Below are 15487 nucleotides of genomic sequence, written 5' to 3'. Positions count from 1 at the left end.
CGATTGTGCTGGGACAGCCAATCGGATAGGTTGCCTCAGGCTGGGTTCCCGTTCTGTTTTCTAGGGGTTCCGGGCCGTTCACGGCAGCTCCGCTGTGGGTCGTAGTCTCGTCAACCGGAGCACACCAAATACATGGATTTCAACAAAACACGGTACATCCCCATGAGCCGTCGGCGTCGCATTTATGAAGGCAAGGCAAAGGTTCTTTACGAAGGCCCGGAGCCCGGTACCCTGATCCAGCACTTCAAGGATGACGCCACCGCGTTCAATGCGAAAAAGCATCAGGTGATCGAGGGCAAGGGTGTCCTCAACAACCGGATCTCGGAGTACCTGTTTCAGCACCTCAACGACATCGGGGTGCCGACCCATTTCATCCGCCGCCTCAATATGCGCGAGCAATTGATCCGCGAAGTCGAGATCGTGCCGCTGGAAGTGGTGGTGCGGAACGTTGCCGCCGGCTCGCTGTCGCAGCGCCTCGGCATCGAGGAGGGCACGCAGCTGCCCCGCTCGATCATCGAGTTCTACTACAAGAACGACCAGCTCAACGATCCCATGGTGTCGGAAGAGCACATCACCGCTTTCGGGTGGGCGACACCGCAGGAGATCGACGACATCATGGCACTTGCCATCCGTGTCAACGACTTCCTCACCGGTCTCTTCCTCGGCATCGGCATCCGCCTCGTCGACTTCAAGATGGAGTGCGGCCGGCTGTTCGAGAACGAGATGATGCGGATCATCGTCGCCGACGAGATCTCGCCGGATAGCTGCCGCCTGTGGGACATCAAGTCGAACGAGAAGCTCGACAAGGACCGTTTCCGCAGGGATCTCGGTGGGCTGCTCGAGGCCTATACCGAAGTCGCCAAGCGTCTCGGCATTCTCATGGAGAACGAGCGTCCGGCCGGCTCCGGCCCGGTGCTGGTGAAGAGCTAAGAGGAATCTGACGTGAAGGCACGTGTTACCGTGACGTTGAAAACGGGCATCCTCGATCCGCAGGGCAAGGCGATCGAGGGTGCGTTGAAGTCGCTCGGCGTCGACGGCGTCGCCAGCGTCCGGCAGGGCAAGGTGTTCGACATCGAGCTCGCCGGCACGGACAAGGCGAAGGCGGAGGCGGCGTTGAAGGATGCCGCCGACAAGCTGCTGGCGAATACCGTGATCGAGAACTACCGGGTCGAGCTGATCGGGTGAACGGGACGGCTCACAGCCATCCGACCCGACGAAAACGCCAATACAGCGCGCCGCACGCCGTCAGCATCACGCCGAGCAGCGTGTAATAGCCGTACTCCCAGTCCAGCTCCGGCATGTGCTTGAAATTCATGCCGTAGATGCCGGCAAGCGCGGTCGGGATCGCGATGATCGCGAGCCAGGAGGCAAGTTTCTTGGAGACCGCCGTCTCCTGGGCCTGGCCGACCAGCAGGCTCGCTTCGAAGGCGAAGGCCAGCACCTCGCGCATGGAATCGATCCGCTCCTGGATGTTGCGGACGTGGTCGGTGACGTCGCGGAACAGCGGCTGCATCGTCGCGCGCACCATCGCAAGCTCGTCGTGCTCCAGACGGCGGCAGACCTCCACCAGCGGCCCGATCGCGGTCCTGAGCCGCAAGAGGTCGCGGCGCAGCATATAGAGCCGCTCGATCTGCGCCTTGCTGATCGCCTTGGAGAGCACGTCATCCTCGATGCTCTCGACCTCTTCGTGAATGCTCTCGAGCACGGGCGAGTAGTTGTCGACGATGAAATCGAGGATGGCGTAGAGGATGTAGTCCTCGCCGCGCGCGAGCGCTCGCGGGCAGCTTTCGCAACGTTCGCGCACCGGCGTGTAGGATGTCGACGCGCCGTGGCGCACCGAGACCAGATAGCCTTCGCCAACGAAGATGTGCGTCTCGCCGAAGGCGATCCGGCCCTCGATCAGTTGCGCGGTTCGCGCCACGATGAACAGGGCCTCGCCATATTGCTCGATCTTCGGTCTCTGATGGGCGTGGTTGGCGTCCTCGATGGCAAGCTCGTGCAGGTCGAACTGCTTCTGCACCGCGCTGAGCAGCGCCATGTCGGGCTCGTGCAGCCCGATCCAGACCACGTGGCCGGGCTTCGCCCGCCAGCTCGAGGCCTCGCTGATGGCAATATTGGCGACGCGCCGGCCGTCGACATAGGCACCGGCGGCGATCACGCCCTCGGTGGACACCGGCTCGGAGAGGGATGCGGGCAGCGAGGGGACATTCATGGCTTTAATCCCGGGCGAATCGATCGGCCGATGGCGGGCTATGGCCTGTGCACAACGCTCGCGGCCGAGGCTAGCACTGGTAAAATCCCCGTCAAATGGATATGTCTGCTCACGATTTGGCAGCCGTGCCAGCCCCATTCAATCTTCGTTCGGAACCTCTGCCATGAAAGCCGCCATCCTCGTCTTTCCCGGAATCAACCGCGAGCGCGACATGGCGCGTGCCTTGAGGCTGATCTCGGGCAGCGAGCCCGCGATGGTGTGGCATGCCGAGACGTCGCTGCCTGATGGCACCGACCTCGTGGTGGTGCCCGGCGGGTTCTCCTATGGCGATTATCTGCGCTGCGGCGCGATTGCGGCGCGGGCGCCGGTGATGGACGCGGTGCGCGACTATGCGGCCAAGGGCGGCCTCGTGCTCGGCGTCTGCAACGGTTTTCAGATCCTCTGCGAGTCCGGCCTCTTGCCTGGCGTCCTGATGCGCAATGCGCGGCTGAAATTCATCTGCCACGACGTGCATCTGCGCGTGGAGCGCTCCGACACGCCATTCACGCGCGGCTACAATGCCGGGCAGGTGATCCGCGTGCCCATCGCGCATGGCGAGGGCAATTATGCGGCGGACGCGGAGACCATCAAGCGGCTCGAAGGCGAGGGTCGCGTCCTTTACCGCTATTGCTCGGCTGACGGCGCGATCGACGATATCAGCAACATCAACGGCGCCGCGCAATCCATCGCCGGCATCGTCAACGACAAGGGCAACGTGCTCGGCATGATGCCGCATCCGGAAAACCACGTCGAAGACATCATGGGCTGCACCGACGGTCGCGGCCTGTTCGCCGGCCTCACCGCGCATCTCGAAAAAGCCGCGTGATTGCGTTCGTGCTGAAGCGGCTGCCGGCCGCTGTCGCCGTCGTTGCGTTCGCGACGGCCGCGTTCGCACAGGATTTCCCCAAGCGACCCGTCACCATGATCGTGCCGTTCGCGGCCGGCGGCACGTCCGACGTGATCGCGCGCACGGTTGCCGAGCAGATGGGCATCGCGCTCGGCCAGACCATCGTGATCGAGAACGTCGCCGGCGCCGGCGGATCGACCGCACTGGCGCGCGCCTCCCGTGCCGAGCCTGACGGCTACACCATTGCGATCGGCAATGCCGGCACCAACGCCGCGACTTACACGATCTATCCAAAGCTGCCGTTCACGCCGGACTCCTTCGTGCCGATCGCCATGGTGGCGAAGACGTTCGGCATCATCGCCGTGCGCAAGGATTTTCCGGCAAAGGACCTGAAAGAGTTCATCGCCTACGCCAAGGCCAATCCGGGCAAGGTCAATCTCGGCCATGCCGGCGTCGGGTCCTCGAACTACCTGATCTGCAAGAGCTTCGTCACAGCCGCCGGGATCGACGCGACGCTGGTCGGCTATCGCGGCGCCGCCCCCGCGCTCACGGATGCGATCGGCGGCCAGATCGACGGCGTCTGCGATGCGGCAGCCTCGGTCTCGCAGTCGATCAACGAGAAGCTGGCGCGCGGGCTCGTGGTCGGCTCGACCGTGCGGCTCGCGACCCTGCCGGATCTGCCGACGTCGGCCGAAGCCGGCCTGCCCGAATTCGAGGCGCAGGGCTGGAACGGCCTGTTCGCGCCCAAGGGCACTCCGCCGGCGGTCATTGCCAAGTTGAATGCCGCCGCGCGTACGGCCGTGGAAACCGACGCGGTGAAGAAACGGTTCGCCGACCTCTCGACCGTGGCCCCCGATGCCGACGAGCACACGCCCGAGGTGCTGCAGAAGCTCGTGACGCGCGACGTCGAGAAGTATCGCAAGATGCTGGCGGACGACGCCAAGCAATAACGCGAGACTCCTGAGCGTTGGCATCATCGCCACCGAGAACGCTTTACCCCGCAGCAGGAATGCGGGCGACCACCTTGATCTCGAAGTCAAATCCGGCAAGCCAATTCACTCCGACTGCCGTCCAGTTCGGATAGGGTGCCTCCCCGATCTCCGCAGCGCGAATTGCCATCACCTTTTCGATTTGCGTGGCCGGATCGGTATGGAACGTGGTGACGTCCACCACATCGTCCAGCGTGCATCCGGCCGCTGCGAGAACGGCACGCAGATTGGCAAACGCGCGTCGGACCTGGTCCTCAAACACCGGTTCGGGCGAGCCGTCCTCGCGACTTCCAACCTGCCCGGAGACGAAGAGCAGGTCGCCGGACCGGATCGCGGCAGAATAGCGGTGCGCTTCATACAGAGCGTGGCGGCCGGCCGGGAAGATTGCGTCGCGCTTGGGCATGTCTGGATCCTTGATTGATGGAATGGCGGTCGCAGCTGTGGTGGGCAGGGCCTGCCACTGGATTTCCGTGAGCTGTTCATATACGTAGCGTATGTGGAATATGGCTCACATACGGACCGTATGTCAATAGGGTCGGCAAATGGAGTTGGGAAGCATGGCGAAGGGGAAGCGCGCCGAGGCGATGGCGGAAAGTCGGGCCAAGCTCATCCGCGCGGCGCGCAGGGCGTTTGCCACCCAGGGCTATGCAGCTGCGTCGATGGACGAGCTGACTGCTTCAGTCGGACTGACGCGGGGCGCGCTGTATCACAACTTCGAAGACAAGAAGGGGCTGCTCTGGGCCGTCGTTGAGCAGATCGACAGCGAAATGGCGGAACGGCTCCGCACGGCCCGCGAGCAAGCGCCGAGCTTGTGGCAAGGACTGCTTGCAGAGGGGACCGCCTATATCGAGATGGCGCTCGATCCTGAAATTCAGCGCGTCATGCTTCTGGATGGACCGGCCGTGCTCGGTGATCCATCCAAGTGGCCCGGCGAGAATGCCTGTCTTGAGATTACCATGCGAACCATTCGGTCGCTGATCGAACAGGGGATTGTGAAGCCCGTCGATGTCGAAGCGGCGGGACGCTTGCTGAACGGGGCTGCGCTGAGCGCAGCGCTGTGGGTCGCCGCAGCCGACGATCCGCCAGGCGTCCTGACCAAGGCCGTTGACGCCTTCCAAGCGTTGGCGAGCGGATTGTTGCGCAAGCCGCATTGAGCGCCTCGTGCCGAACGGCGGAAGCAGCGGGTCACCGCAGCTTCAACCGCTCCGTCGGCACCGTCATCGCGGCGACGCCCGCCATGACCAGCACCAGTCCCAGCGCCAGGTTCGAGGGCACGCTCTCACCGAGCAGCAGCACGGAGAGGCCGACGCCGATCGGGATGCGCAAATAGCCTTGCGCGTTCGTCGTCAGGGTGCCGAGCCGTCCCAGGCAGATGTAGAACAGCATCAGCCCCAACGCGCTGGAGACTATGCCCATGACAATGGTGGCTGTGATCGCGGTCGGCGTCGGGTGCAGCGTCCAGGGCTGGTCGACGATCAGCGAAGGCGGCAGCAGCACGAGGCCGCCGAACAGCAGCGAGCCGGCTGCCACCACCATCGGATCGTATTCGGACAGCCGCAGGCCGAAGATCGTGGCGCAGGCGAACGAGATGGTGGCGAGCAGGATAGCGATCTCCGCCACGATCTCGCTGCCGAAGCCGCGCAGCGCATCCAGGCCCACGATGACGATGGTGCCGGCGAGGCCGAGGAGCGCGCCCAAGAGCTTCAACAGCGTTGCCGGCTCGTGACGCGTGATCAGGGAGGTGATCAGGAAGGCGAAGATCGGCGTGGTCGAGGCCAGCACCACCGTGTTCGACGCCGGCACATATTGCTGAGACCAGGTGATGATCAGGAACGGAAAGGTCGAGTTGATCAATTGCTGGGTCGCGAACAACTTCCACGCCTTGGCGTCGGTCGGGATCCTGACGCCGCGCATCCACAGGATCGCGAACAGGAAGGCGGCCGCGATCAGCGAGCGCGCCGAGATGAAGGTCACGGGCGGGATCGTATCCAGCGCGAGCTTCGCCAGCGGATAGGTTGAACTCCAGCAGCAGGCCAGCGCGAACAGCAGCGCATAGTCGCGCCAGTTGCGCGCGCCTGTGGCGGGCATGGACGGCAATTGCGAGACTGTGGCCCGCCCCGTCGGCGATGTGCTCTGCGGCACCTTGATGTTGCTCCCCGGCGCGACAGCGCTGGACACAAGTCTGGGCGAGGGGGCGCCAAAAGGGAAGGCGGCGAGCTATGCGTTTGGCTGCGGTGCCGGCTTCCGCTTCACCCGCTTGATTGTGCCGGAGAAGGTGAAGAGAGGCCGCCCGCCTGATGTCAGCTTGCCGCGCAGGAAGATCAGCGAGCCGCCGGCGCGGGAGACCTCGCCGACGCATTCGATCAGCTCGCCTTCGCGCGCCGCGTCGAGGAAGTCGCAGGCGAAATTGGTGGTCACCGCCGGCCCATCCAGTTCGTGGGTGGCGATCGCGAACAGGCAATAGTCGGCAAACGCCATGAAGCAGCCGCCATGGACGTTTCCGGAGCCGTTGAGGTGCTTTTTCTCGACCCGGAACGCCGAGCGGACGCTGCCGTCGTCCTCGATCTTGTGCCAGAACGGGCCGATATGGCTCTCAAAACTGTCACGAATCCAGGTTCGCCAGCCTTGGAATTCCCCATCGGTGGCGACGTGGAGGTCGGGGCGGCGAGGCGGGGGCGCTTTGGTCAATTCATGCAAGGAAATGGGCCTTCAATTGCGGGTCTTTTGTCCTTAAATCCGATCTGTCCGCGCTGTGCAATTCCTGTTCCCGCAGCCCCCAGCCGCAAAACGTGGGACAGCGGGAAAATGCGCCATAAAGGGCTTTTCCAAGCCGTCCGATGTTCCTAAGAACGGCCAACCGCCGTCGAAAGCCCAAATTCCATGAAGAACGAACCCAAGATCACCCCCGAGCTGATTGCCGCCCACGGGCTCAAGCCCGACGAGTATGAGCGCATTCTCAAGCTGATCGGGCGGGAGCCGACCTTCACCGAGCTCGGCATCTTCTCGGCGATGTGGAACGAGCACTGCTCGTACAAATCCTCGCGCCTCCATCTGAAGGGCTTGCCGACCAAGGCGCCCTGGGTGATCCAGGGCCCGGGCGAGAATGCCGGTGTGATCGACATCGGCGACGGCCAGGCCGTGGTCTTCAAGATGGAGAGCCACAACCACCCGAGCTACATCGAGCCTTACCAGGGCGCGACCACCGGTGTCGGTGGCATCTTGCGCGACGTTTTCACCATGGGCGCGCGGCCGATCGCCTGCCTCAACGCGCTGAGCTTTGGCGCACCGGAGCATGCCAGGACGCGGCATCTCGTCTCCGGTGTCGTCGCTGGCGTCGGCGGCTACGGCAACTCGTTCGGCGTGCCGACGGTCGGCGGCCAGGTCCGTTTCCACACCCGCTATGACGGCAACATTCTCGTCAACGCGATGGCGGTCGGCCTCGCCGATACCGACAAGATCTTCTATGCCGCCGCCTCCGGCGTGAACATGCCGATCGTCTATCTCGGCTCCAAGACCGGCCGCGACGGCATCCACGGCGCCTCGATGGCCTCGGCCGAGTTCGACGACAAGTCCGAAGAGAAGCGTCCGACCGTGCAGGTCGGCGATCCCTTTGCCGAAAAGCTGCTGTTAGAGGCTTGTCTCGAGATCATGGAGAAGGGCTGCGTCATCGCGATCCAGGACATGGGCGCGGCGGGCCTGACCTGTTCGGCGGTGGAGATGGGCGCCAAGGGCGACCTCGGCGTCGATCTCGATCTCGACGCGGTGCCGACGCGCGAGATCGGCATGAGCGCCTACGAGATGATGCTCTCGGAGAGCCAGGAGCGCATGCTCATGGTGCTCAAGCCCGAGAAGGAGAAAGAGGCCGAGGCGATCTTCAAGAAGTGGGGCCTCGATTTCGCCGTGGTCGGCTACACCACGCCGAGCAAGCGCTTCGTGGTCAAGCATGGCGGTGACGTCATGGCCGATTTGCCGATCAAGGAGCTCGGCGACGAGGCGCCGCTCTATGATCGCCCGCATGTCCCCTCCGCCGCGCTGCCGGTCGTGCATGCGCGCGAGGTGGCGGCGCCGATGGGTCTCGGTGCCGCGCTCAAAAAGCTGATCGGCACGCCCGATATGTGCAGCAAGCGCTGGGTCTGGGAGCAGTACGACCACGTCATTCTCGGCAACACCATGCAGCGTCCCGGCGGCGATGCCGCGGTGGTGCGCGTGCAGGACGGCCCGAAGGGCTTGGCGCTGACCGTCGACGTGACGCCGCGCTATTGCGAGGCCGATCCGTTTGAAGGCGGCAAGCAGGCGGTGGCGGAAGCCTGGCGCAACATCACCGCGGTTGGCGGCAAGCCGCTTGCGATCACCGACAATCTCAATTTCGGCAATCCTGAGCGGCCCGAGATCATGGGCCAGTTCGTCGGCTGCCTGAAGGGCATCTCGGAAGCCTGCCGTACGCTCGACTTCCCGGTCGTGTCCGGCAACGTCTCGCTCTACAACGAGACCAACGGCCGCGCGATCTTGCCGACGCCCTCGATCGGCGGCGTCGGCCTGCTCGATGATTTCACCAAGTCCGCGTCACTCGCCTTCAAGGCCGAAGGCGAGGCGATCCTCCTGATCGGCGAGACTCATGGCTGGCTCGGCCAGTCCGTTTACTTGCGCGACATCTGCGGTCGCGAGGAGGGCGCGCCGCCGCCGGTCGACCTCGCGGCTGAGAAGCGCAACGGCGACTGCGTGCGCGGCATGATCCATGCGGGCACCGCGACCGCCGTGCACGATCTGTCCGACGGGGGCCTGCTGATCGCGCTGGCCGAGATGGCGATGGCGGGCGGCATCGGCGCCAAACTGCTCGCGGCGCCGACCTCCTTGGTGCCTCAGGCCTATTGGTTCGGCGAGGACCAGGCGCGCTATCTCGTCACCGTGCCTGAAACCGAGGCCGGCCGCGTGCTCGCCAAGATGCGCGGCTGCGAGGTGCCCTGCGTGCGGATCGGCACCACCGGCGGCGACGCGATCGCGATCGCGGGCGAGGCGCCTGTAACGATCGAGGCGCTGCGGACCTCGTTCGAGCGCTGGCTGCCGGAATATATGGGCGGGAAGGCAGCCTGAGGGGCTGAACCGGTAGCCCGGTTGAGCGAAGCGATATCCGGGTCTTTGTCGTGAGGTTTCCCGGATATCGCTACGCTCATCCGGGCTACGGGTATCGCGCCTCACAACACGTGCGACGCTCCCGGAATCTTCCGTAAGGCCGCCGTCAGACCCCAGCTCAGGATCACCGTAAGCACGAAGCCGATCGTAGCTTTCACGATCGCCGGCAGGCTGTAGTCGAACAACGCGTACTGGATCCACAACGCGATCGGGTAGTGCACCAGGAAGATGCCGTAGGCATCCGCCTGCATGCGGTCGAGCAGGTTCGGGCCCGGCGACTTCTTGTGCAGGAAGAACGCGAGAATCGCGAGCAGGATCGAGCTTGAGAACAGCACGAAGAACGTACCGTAGATCGCCTGATACCAGTGCGGTTGTGGGTCGGGATTACCGAGGATATCGCGCTTGATGTAGATCATGCCCCACATCAGGCAGTAGGCGATCAGCGTGGCGATCACCCACAGCCAGCGCTGTTTCGGCAACTGCCCGCCGGCGCTGAGGATGCCGCGATCGAAGTTGGCCGCTCCAACGCTGACGCCGATAAAGAAATAGGCGAAGTAGAGCAGGATGCGGCTCGCCTGCACCGAGAACGGCCCGAGCTCGAACCATTTGCTGCCGCCGAAATAGAGCAGCGCCGGCACGTAGGCGATTGCCGTGACGACGACGAGCAGCAGCCAGAATACGGCCGGCTGGTCGAATCCGCGCAGCGACACCCGGTTGCCCGGGTCGACCAGATGCGCGGAGACCCGGTAGAGCAGGCTCGCGGTCAGGTCGAATGCCAGCAGCACCCACACGAACCAGATCGGGCCGCTCGGCCACGGGCCAACCGTGATCGTCTTCCACCAGAACGCCGTGAAGCTCAGCCCGGGATCGTGCCGCAGCGCGATCGCGTAATAGGCGAGCGGGATGACGGTGAACGCCGCGATCGCGAACGGCAGCCCGAGCCGCAACAGGCGGTCGCGGAGAAAGACAGACGGTGCCTTGCGGGCGATACCGGGCCAGGTGAACAGTCCCGACAGGAAGAAGAACATCGCCATGAAGAAGCTGTCGGTGGCCAGCACGACCACGTCGAAACCGGCCCAGGACGCCGGATCGGTGTGCCCGAAATAGGTGTAGGGAATCACGGCGTGGTGCAGCAGCACCACCAGCGTCAGGAAGGTGCGGGCGCGATCGAGCGACAGATTGCGCGCCTTGGCCCTCGGCGCCGCGTGCGCCTCTGCCCCGATCGTCGCTGAATGTGACATCGTCATCGTAGCCGCGCCGGTCGCGCTTCTGTCCCGCCCGGACTTTGCCGCCGGGAACCGGATTCAGCAAGGGTCGTTTGGGACGCCCGCAGGTCCCTGAGACCGCCAGGAACCAGTTCCCTGCGACGAAGTTAGCGTTCGCCAAAAGGGCTTGAGGACCGCGGCAGGCGGTACAATTTCGGAGCTGGCGATGACGATCCTGAAATGGGCACTGATCTTCTTACTTGTCTCGATCGTAGCCGGCGTGCTCGGCTTCACCGGCATCTCGGCCGCCTCCGCCGACATCGCCCGCTTCCTGTTCTACGTGTTCGTCGCGATCTTCCTGGTGCTGCTGATCCTGGGGCTGACGATATTCAGGGCGTAGCGGGGCGCTGCCACGCGCACAGTCGTCATGCCCGGGCTTGCCGTCTTCGCTGAAGTTTCGCCGGCCCAACACCTATAGCCCGGCGGAGCCGGGTGCCGGGCATCCACGTTGTTCTGTATCCGCGATTGCCCAAAAACGTGGATGGCCGGGACGAGCCCGGCCATGACGGAAGCAGCTACCCCACTTCCTCGATCTTCACCTTGTCCGGATAGAAGGCGAGATGGCCCGAAATCTCGGTCATCGCGGGAAAGGGTGCCTCATAGGTCCAGATCGCGTTGTCCAGTGTCTTGCCGTCCGCCTTGACGCTGTAATAGCTCGCATCCCCCTTGTAGGGGCAGTGGGTGACGCGGTCGGTGCGCTCCAGCAGCGCCATGTTGGCGTCCTGTCGCGGCACATATTGCACCGCCGGATATTTCGCCTCTTTCAGCGTCAGCGCCTTTGTGGTCTCGGCGATCACGATATCGCCGGCCGTGACGCGGACGCGCCGGGGATTTGGGGTGATGGTGATGGGGTGGTCGGGCCCTGGAAGCTTCATGATTTCACGCCTTTTTCGATCACTCTGCCGCGCGCGGCACTTTGTCGTGGCTTTATCCAGATCGGATCACCGATATAGTGCCGGAAGGCGTGACGTAGAAGGCCGTTCACGCTAAGTTTGGCCGCGCCGGAAGGTTGGCTTTGTAGAACCGGACCCCGGCAGCGATTCGACGACAAGACTGATTGCAGCCGAGACAGGAGCACGACCCGAATGCCAATGGACGCCCACGATATCGAGGCGATGATCAAGGCAGCGATCCCCGATGCCGAGGTGACCATCCGTGACCTCGCCGGGGACGGCGATCACTATGCCGCGACCGTGATCTCGGAGACCTTCCGCGGCAAGTCCCGCGTCCAGCAGCACCAGATCGTCTATCAGTCCCTCCGCGGCCAGATGGGCGGCGTGCTGCATGCGCTGGCGCTGCAAACCGGGGTGCCGGGCGCTTGATCTGATCGTGACGGGGTGATGACGATGGCTGCGGACAATCCGCGCGGCGCGATGTTTCGCGTCATCCTGCCAAACCAGCACAGCCGCGTCACTAATGCCGAGCTGTTCTTCGACCTGGTCTTCGTTTTCGCGATCACGCAGGTCTCGCACACACTGCTGCACCATTTCACGCCACTCGGTGCGGTGCACGTCGCGGTGCTGTTTCTCGCGGTATGGTGGGTGTGGGTCTACACCGCCTGGGTCACCAACTGGCTCGATCCCGAGCTGACGCCGGTCCGCATCCTGATCTTCCTGATGATGCTGGGCGGCCTCGTGCTGTCGACGACGATCCCGACCGCCTTCGAGGGGCGGGGTCTGTGGTTTGCGATCGCCTACGCGACGATGCAGGTCGGGCGCACCGCCTTCTGGATGTTTGCAACGCCGCGGCATCGAACTGCGGTCCGGCACAATGCGATCCGCATCCTGACCTGGCTCTCGGTCTCCGCAGTGTTGTGGATCGCGGGCGGCCTCGCCCATGACGAGGCGCGGCTATGGTTCTGGATCGTGGCGCTGACGATCGAATATGTCTCGCCGGCGGTGCGCTTCTGGGTCCCGAAACTGGGCTTCTCGTCGGTCGAGGCCTGGGCGGTCGAGGGCGGCCACATGGCCGAGCGCTGCTCGCTGTTCGTCATCATCGCGCTTGGCGAGGCCGTCGTCGTCAACGGCGCGACGTTCGCCGAGCTTGACTGGACCGCGAACAACATTCTGGCCTTCGTCTCCGCGCTGGTCGGCAGCATCGCGATGTGGTGGGTCTATTTCCACAAGGGCGCCGAGGCCGGCGCCGAGCGCATCTCGAGATCCGCCGAATCCGGCCGCTTGGCGCGGCTCGCCTATACCTATCTGCACATGCCGATCGTCGCCGGCATCATCCTGACCGCGGTCTCCGATGAGCTGGTGCTGAAGCATCCGGTCGGCCATTCCGATATCAGGACCGTCGTCAGCACGATCGGCGGTCCCTTGCTGTTCCTGGTCGGTACCATCCTGTTCAAGCACGCGATCCGCGGCTTCCTCCAGCTGTCGCACGGCATCGGCATCATTCTGCTTGTGGTGCTGTGGTGGTTCGCCGCCGAACTGTCCCCGCTATGGCTGTCGGTCGCCGCGACGGTGATCATGATCATTGTTGCGGTATGGGAGTCGATCTCGCTGGGATCGACGGTGGAAGAGGCTGGGGAGCATTGAGCCGGCGCCATTGGCGCCGGAGCGCTTACTCCGCCACCTCCAGCGCGTGCACCGAGAACATCTTCGCCGCATCCGTCCAGCTCTCGCGCACCCGCCAACCCGCGCCTTGCGCCAGCGTCGCGAAGCGCTCGATGCTGTATTTGTAGCTGTTCTCGGTGTGGATGCTCTCGCCCGCGCGGAACGAAAAGCTGGTGCCGAGCAGGCGCACGGTCTGGCTCTTCTTGCTGATCAGGTGCATCTCGATGCGGTGCCGCTCGCGATTGTAGATCGCGCGATGGGTGAAGGCGGAAAGGTCGAAATTGCCGCCGAGCTCGCGGTTGATCCGCACCAGCACATTGAGATTGAAGCGCGCGGTGACGCCGGCGGCATCGTTATAGGCCTCGTGGAGCAGGCGCTCCTCCTTCTCGAGATCGGCGCCGATGATGATCTGCGCGCCGCGGCCCAGAATGGCGCGTGCGCTCTTCAGGAAGGCCTGCGCTTCATGCGGCTCGAAATTGCCGATGGTCGAGCCTGGGAAGAACCCGACCTTGGGCATGGTCGCCACCGCCTTGGGCAGCTCGAACGGCGTGGTGAAGTCGGCCGCCACCGGGTAGATGCCGAGTGACGGAAAATCCCGCTTCAGTCCGTTTGCCTGCGCCGTCAGGAAGTCGCCGGAGATGTCGACGGGCACATAGGCCGCGAACTTGCAGTGGTTGAGCAGCAGGCGGACCTTTGTGGTCGCGCCTGCGCCGAATTCGACGAGGGCCGCGTGCTCCGGAATGATTTTCGCGATCTCGCTGCCGCGCTCCTTCAGGATCGCTAGCTCCGTGCGCGTCGGGTAATATTCCGGCAGCCGCGTGATGGCCTCGAACAATTCAGATCCGGCCGCATCGTAGAAATATTTCGGCGACAGCTTTTTAGGCTGCTGCGACAGGTCCTCGATGGCCTCGCGGGCAAAGGCGGTGGTCTGTTCGTCGGGAAGATGGGCTTCGGCCAAGGCGCTAGCGTGCACATTCATGATACTCTCCTGAACGCGCTGTCCGGCGCGCATTTGTCGTCGGATGAGAATTTTACTCGTAGTCGGCGAGCCGCAGTCCCGTGAATTGCCAGCGGTGGTGCGGATAGAAGAAGTTGCGATAGGTGATACGGCTGTGCCCCTCCGGAGTTGCAAGCGAAGAGCCGCGCAGCACCAGCTGGTTGACCATGAACTTGCCGTTGTATTCGCCGAGCGCGCCTTCGATCGCGCGATAGCCGGGATAGGGCGAGTAGGACGATCGCGTCCACTGCCAGACGATGCCGAAGGCATCGTTGAGCTGGCCCGAGCGGGCCGCGACCTCCCATTCCATCTCGGTCGGCAGATGTTTTCCGGCCCAGCGCGCAAAGGCGTCAGCCTCGTAATAGCTGACGTGGCAGACGGGCGCGTCGGGATCGACCGGCTTGAGGCCGGCCGGCGTCATCACATGCCATTGGCCGTCGATCTCGCGCCAATGACCGGGGCAGTCCCAGCCCTCGTTGTTCACGGCCGCAAAACCGTCCATCAGCCACAGCGTTGCGGTCCGGTAGCCCCCGTCACGCATGAAGGCGAGCCATTCGCGATTGGTGACGAGATTGCGTGCGAGCTTGACCGGGCCGACGAGGGCGCGGTGTGCCGGCTTCTCGTTGTCGAAATGAAAACTATCATCGACGTGACCGACGGTGTGGATGCCTTCGTTCAGCGTCAGCCAATCCTCGCTGGCCGGCGTCGCGGCCGGGAAGCGCCAGTCCGGATCATAGGCCGGCGGGATCGGGTTCTGCGCGAAGGCGTGCAGGATGTCGGTGAACATCAATTCCTGATGCTGCTGCTCGTGATTGAGGCCGACCTCGACCAGCGGCGCGATCTCGCGAAGCTTGTCCTCGCCGGCGTCGCGGAGGAATTTCACGACGGCAGCGTCGACATGTTTTCGATAAGCGCCGACCTGATCGGCGCTCGGACGGGTGATGTCGCCGCGGTGATTGCGGGAATGGCGCGGACCGGCGCTGACGTAATAGGAATTGAACAGGAAGGCGAAGTCAGGGTGAAAGGGCCGGTAGCCCGCACAGTGCTCGCCGAGCACGAACTGCTCCCAGAACCACGTGGTGTGCGCTCTGTGCCATTTCGTCGGGCTCGCATCCGGCATGGACTGGATCTGCTGGTCCTCCGGCGACAGTGGCGCGGCCCGGCGCTCCGTCTCGTCGCGAACGGCGAGAAACGCGTCTTCCAGCCTCTGGGCAAGGCCGCCCAAATCGACCGACAGTGACGGAGCGGGGGCCGGAGCGGAGGCTTGTTTCGTCACGTTTTTCTCCAGACAGGACAAGAGAACGTTGTTGGTGTGGACGGGTTCCAAAACGCCGGGTTCGTCCTAGATAGGGGCTCCGTGACGGTATGAAAGTCCTCCCTGACGATGATATTCGTGGCATCATGCAATGGGCCGGTGCAGCCGAGAGCGGTCCACAAGAGGCAGCTCGCC

17 protein-coding genes are annotated in these 15487 nt (G+C 64.0%); 9 read left to right on the top strand and 8 right to left on the bottom strand.

The window, feature by feature from the left end:
- Positions 1 to 162: 162 nt before the first annotated feature.
- The gene (purC, locus tag IVB19_RS23930; RefSeq protein ID WP_008974302.1) at positions 163 to 930 is read left to right on the top strand and encodes a phosphoribosylaminoimidazolesuccinocarboxamide synthase; all 768 of its coding nucleotides are present in this window, start codon (positions 163 to 165) and stop codon (positions 928 to 930) included.
- A gap of 12 nt (positions 931 to 942) precedes the next feature.
- Entirely contained in the window at positions 943 to 1185 is a 243-nt protein-coding gene (purS, locus tag IVB19_RS23925; protein WP_026232966.1) for a phosphoribosylformylglycinamidine synthase subunit PurS, read from the top strand.
- 10 nt (positions 1186 to 1195) lie between these two features.
- Here the strand turns inward: purS and IVB19_RS23920 are convergent, their stop codons facing one another.
- The gene (locus IVB19_RS23920; protein WP_018455523.1) at positions 1196 to 2212 is read right to left on the bottom strand and encodes a magnesium and cobalt transport protein CorA; all 1017 of its coding nucleotides are present in this window, start codon (positions 2210 to 2212) and stop codon (positions 1196 to 1198) included.
- Positions 2213 to 2375: 163 nt separating this feature from the next.
- Here IVB19_RS23920 and purQ point away from each other — a divergent pair, with 163 nt between their 5' ends.
- Entirely contained in the window at positions 2376 to 3077 is a 702-nt protein-coding gene (purQ, locus tag IVB19_RS23915) for a phosphoribosylformylglycinamidine synthase subunit PurQ (protein ID WP_018455524.1), read from the top strand.
- Positions 3074 to 4048, top strand: a complete 975-nt coding sequence (locus tag IVB19_RS23910; RefSeq protein ID WP_247361872.1) for a tripartite tricarboxylate transporter substrate binding protein BugD — start codon at positions 3074 to 3076, stop codon at positions 4046 to 4048. Before purQ ends, IVB19_RS23910 begins: the two co-directional genes overlap by 4 nt.
- Positions 4049 to 4091: 43 nt before the next feature.
- On the opposite strand, the gene IVB19_RS23905 is transcribed toward IVB19_RS23910, so the two are convergent.
- On the bottom strand, positions 4092 to 4490 hold the full coding sequence (locus tag IVB19_RS23905; RefSeq protein WP_247392671.1) for a RidA family protein: 399 nt from the start codon (positions 4488 to 4490) through the stop codon (positions 4092 to 4094).
- A gap of 154 nt (positions 4491 to 4644) precedes the next feature.
- Here IVB19_RS23905 and IVB19_RS23900 point away from each other — a divergent pair, with 154 nt between their 5' ends.
- On the top strand, positions 4645 to 5241 hold the full coding sequence (locus IVB19_RS23900; RefSeq protein WP_085349363.1) for a TetR/AcrR family transcriptional regulator: 597 nt from the start codon (positions 4645 to 4647) through the stop codon (positions 5239 to 5241).
- 31 nt (positions 5242 to 5272) lie between these two features.
- Here the strand turns inward: IVB19_RS23900 and IVB19_RS23895 are convergent, their stop codons facing one another.
- Complete coding sequence (locus IVB19_RS23895) at positions 5273 to 6229, bottom strand: DMT family transporter (protein ID WP_247361877.1); 957 nt, start codon at positions 6227 to 6229, stop codon at positions 5273 to 5275.
- A gap of 75 nt (positions 6230 to 6304) precedes the next feature.
- Positions 6305 to 6784, bottom strand: coding sequence for a PaaI family thioesterase (locus tag IVB19_RS23890; protein WP_027518848.1), 480 nt, complete (start codon positions 6782 to 6784; stop codon positions 6305 to 6307).
- A 183-nt stretch (positions 6785 to 6967) separates the two neighbouring features.
- Here IVB19_RS23890 and purL point away from each other — a divergent pair, with 183 nt between their 5' ends.
- Positions 6968 to 9178 (top strand): phosphoribosylformylglycinamidine synthase subunit PurL, encoded by a 2211-nt coding sequence (gene purL / locus IVB19_RS23885; protein WP_247361880.1) that lies wholly within the window; start codon positions 6968 to 6970, stop codon positions 9176 to 9178.
- Between the two features lie 101 nt (positions 9179 to 9279).
- Here purL and IVB19_RS23880 read toward each other — a convergent pair whose 3' ends face one another.
- Positions 9280 to 10458 (bottom strand): acyltransferase family protein, encoded by a 1179-nt coding sequence (locus tag IVB19_RS23880; RefSeq protein ID WP_247821695.1) that lies wholly within the window; start codon positions 10456 to 10458, stop codon positions 9280 to 9282.
- Between the two features lie 190 nt (positions 10459 to 10648).
- On the opposite strand from IVB19_RS23880, the gene IVB19_RS23875 reads away from it, so the two are divergent.
- Positions 10649 to 10822 (top strand): DUF1328 domain-containing protein, encoded by a 174-nt coding sequence (locus IVB19_RS23875; protein WP_007602280.1) that lies wholly within the window; start codon positions 10649 to 10651, stop codon positions 10820 to 10822.
- Between the two features lie 175 nt (positions 10823 to 10997).
- Here the strand turns inward: IVB19_RS23875 and IVB19_RS23870 are convergent, their stop codons facing one another.
- Complete coding sequence (locus tag IVB19_RS23870; protein WP_027567668.1) at positions 10998 to 11357, bottom strand: DUF427 domain-containing protein; 360 nt, start codon at positions 11355 to 11357, stop codon at positions 10998 to 11000.
- A gap of 210 nt (positions 11358 to 11567) precedes the next feature.
- Between IVB19_RS23870 and IVB19_RS23865 the strand changes: the two genes are divergently transcribed.
- Together IVB19_RS23865 and IVB19_RS23860 are read left to right on the top strand one after the other, a co-directional pair.
- Entirely contained in the window at positions 11568 to 11804 is a 237-nt protein-coding gene (locus tag IVB19_RS23865) for a BolA/IbaG family iron-sulfur metabolism protein (protein ID WP_007602284.1), read from the top strand.
- 24 nt (positions 11805 to 11828) lie between these two features.
- A complete protein-coding gene (locus tag IVB19_RS23860; protein WP_247392698.1) occupies positions 11829 to 13022 on the top strand; it encodes a low temperature requirement protein A in 1194 nt (397 codons plus the stop codon).
- Between the two features lie 25 nt (positions 13023 to 13047).
- Here IVB19_RS23860 and egtD read toward each other — a convergent pair whose 3' ends face one another.
- On the bottom strand, positions 13048 to 14019 hold the full coding sequence (egtD, locus tag IVB19_RS23855) for an L-histidine N(alpha)-methyltransferase (RefSeq protein WP_247819895.1): 972 nt from the start codon (positions 14017 to 14019) through the stop codon (positions 13048 to 13050).
- A gap of 52 nt (positions 14020 to 14071) precedes the next feature.
- Positions 14072 to 15364 carry an ergothioneine biosynthesis protein EgtB gene (gene egtB, locus IVB19_RS23850; protein WP_247377891.1) on the bottom strand — a complete coding sequence of 431 codons (1293 nt, stop codon included), beginning with the start codon at positions 15362 to 15364 and terminating at the stop codon, positions 14072 to 14074.
- Between the last annotated feature and the right edge of the window lie 123 nt (positions 15365 to 15487).

This window comes from Bradyrhizobium sp. 187, from assembly GCF_023101005.1.
GTDB classification, from domain to species: Bacteria; Pseudomonadota; Alphaproteobacteria; order Rhizobiales; family Xanthobacteraceae; genus Bradyrhizobium; species Bradyrhizobium canariense_D.
This window is presented reverse-complemented; position numbering and strand designations above follow the sequence as displayed.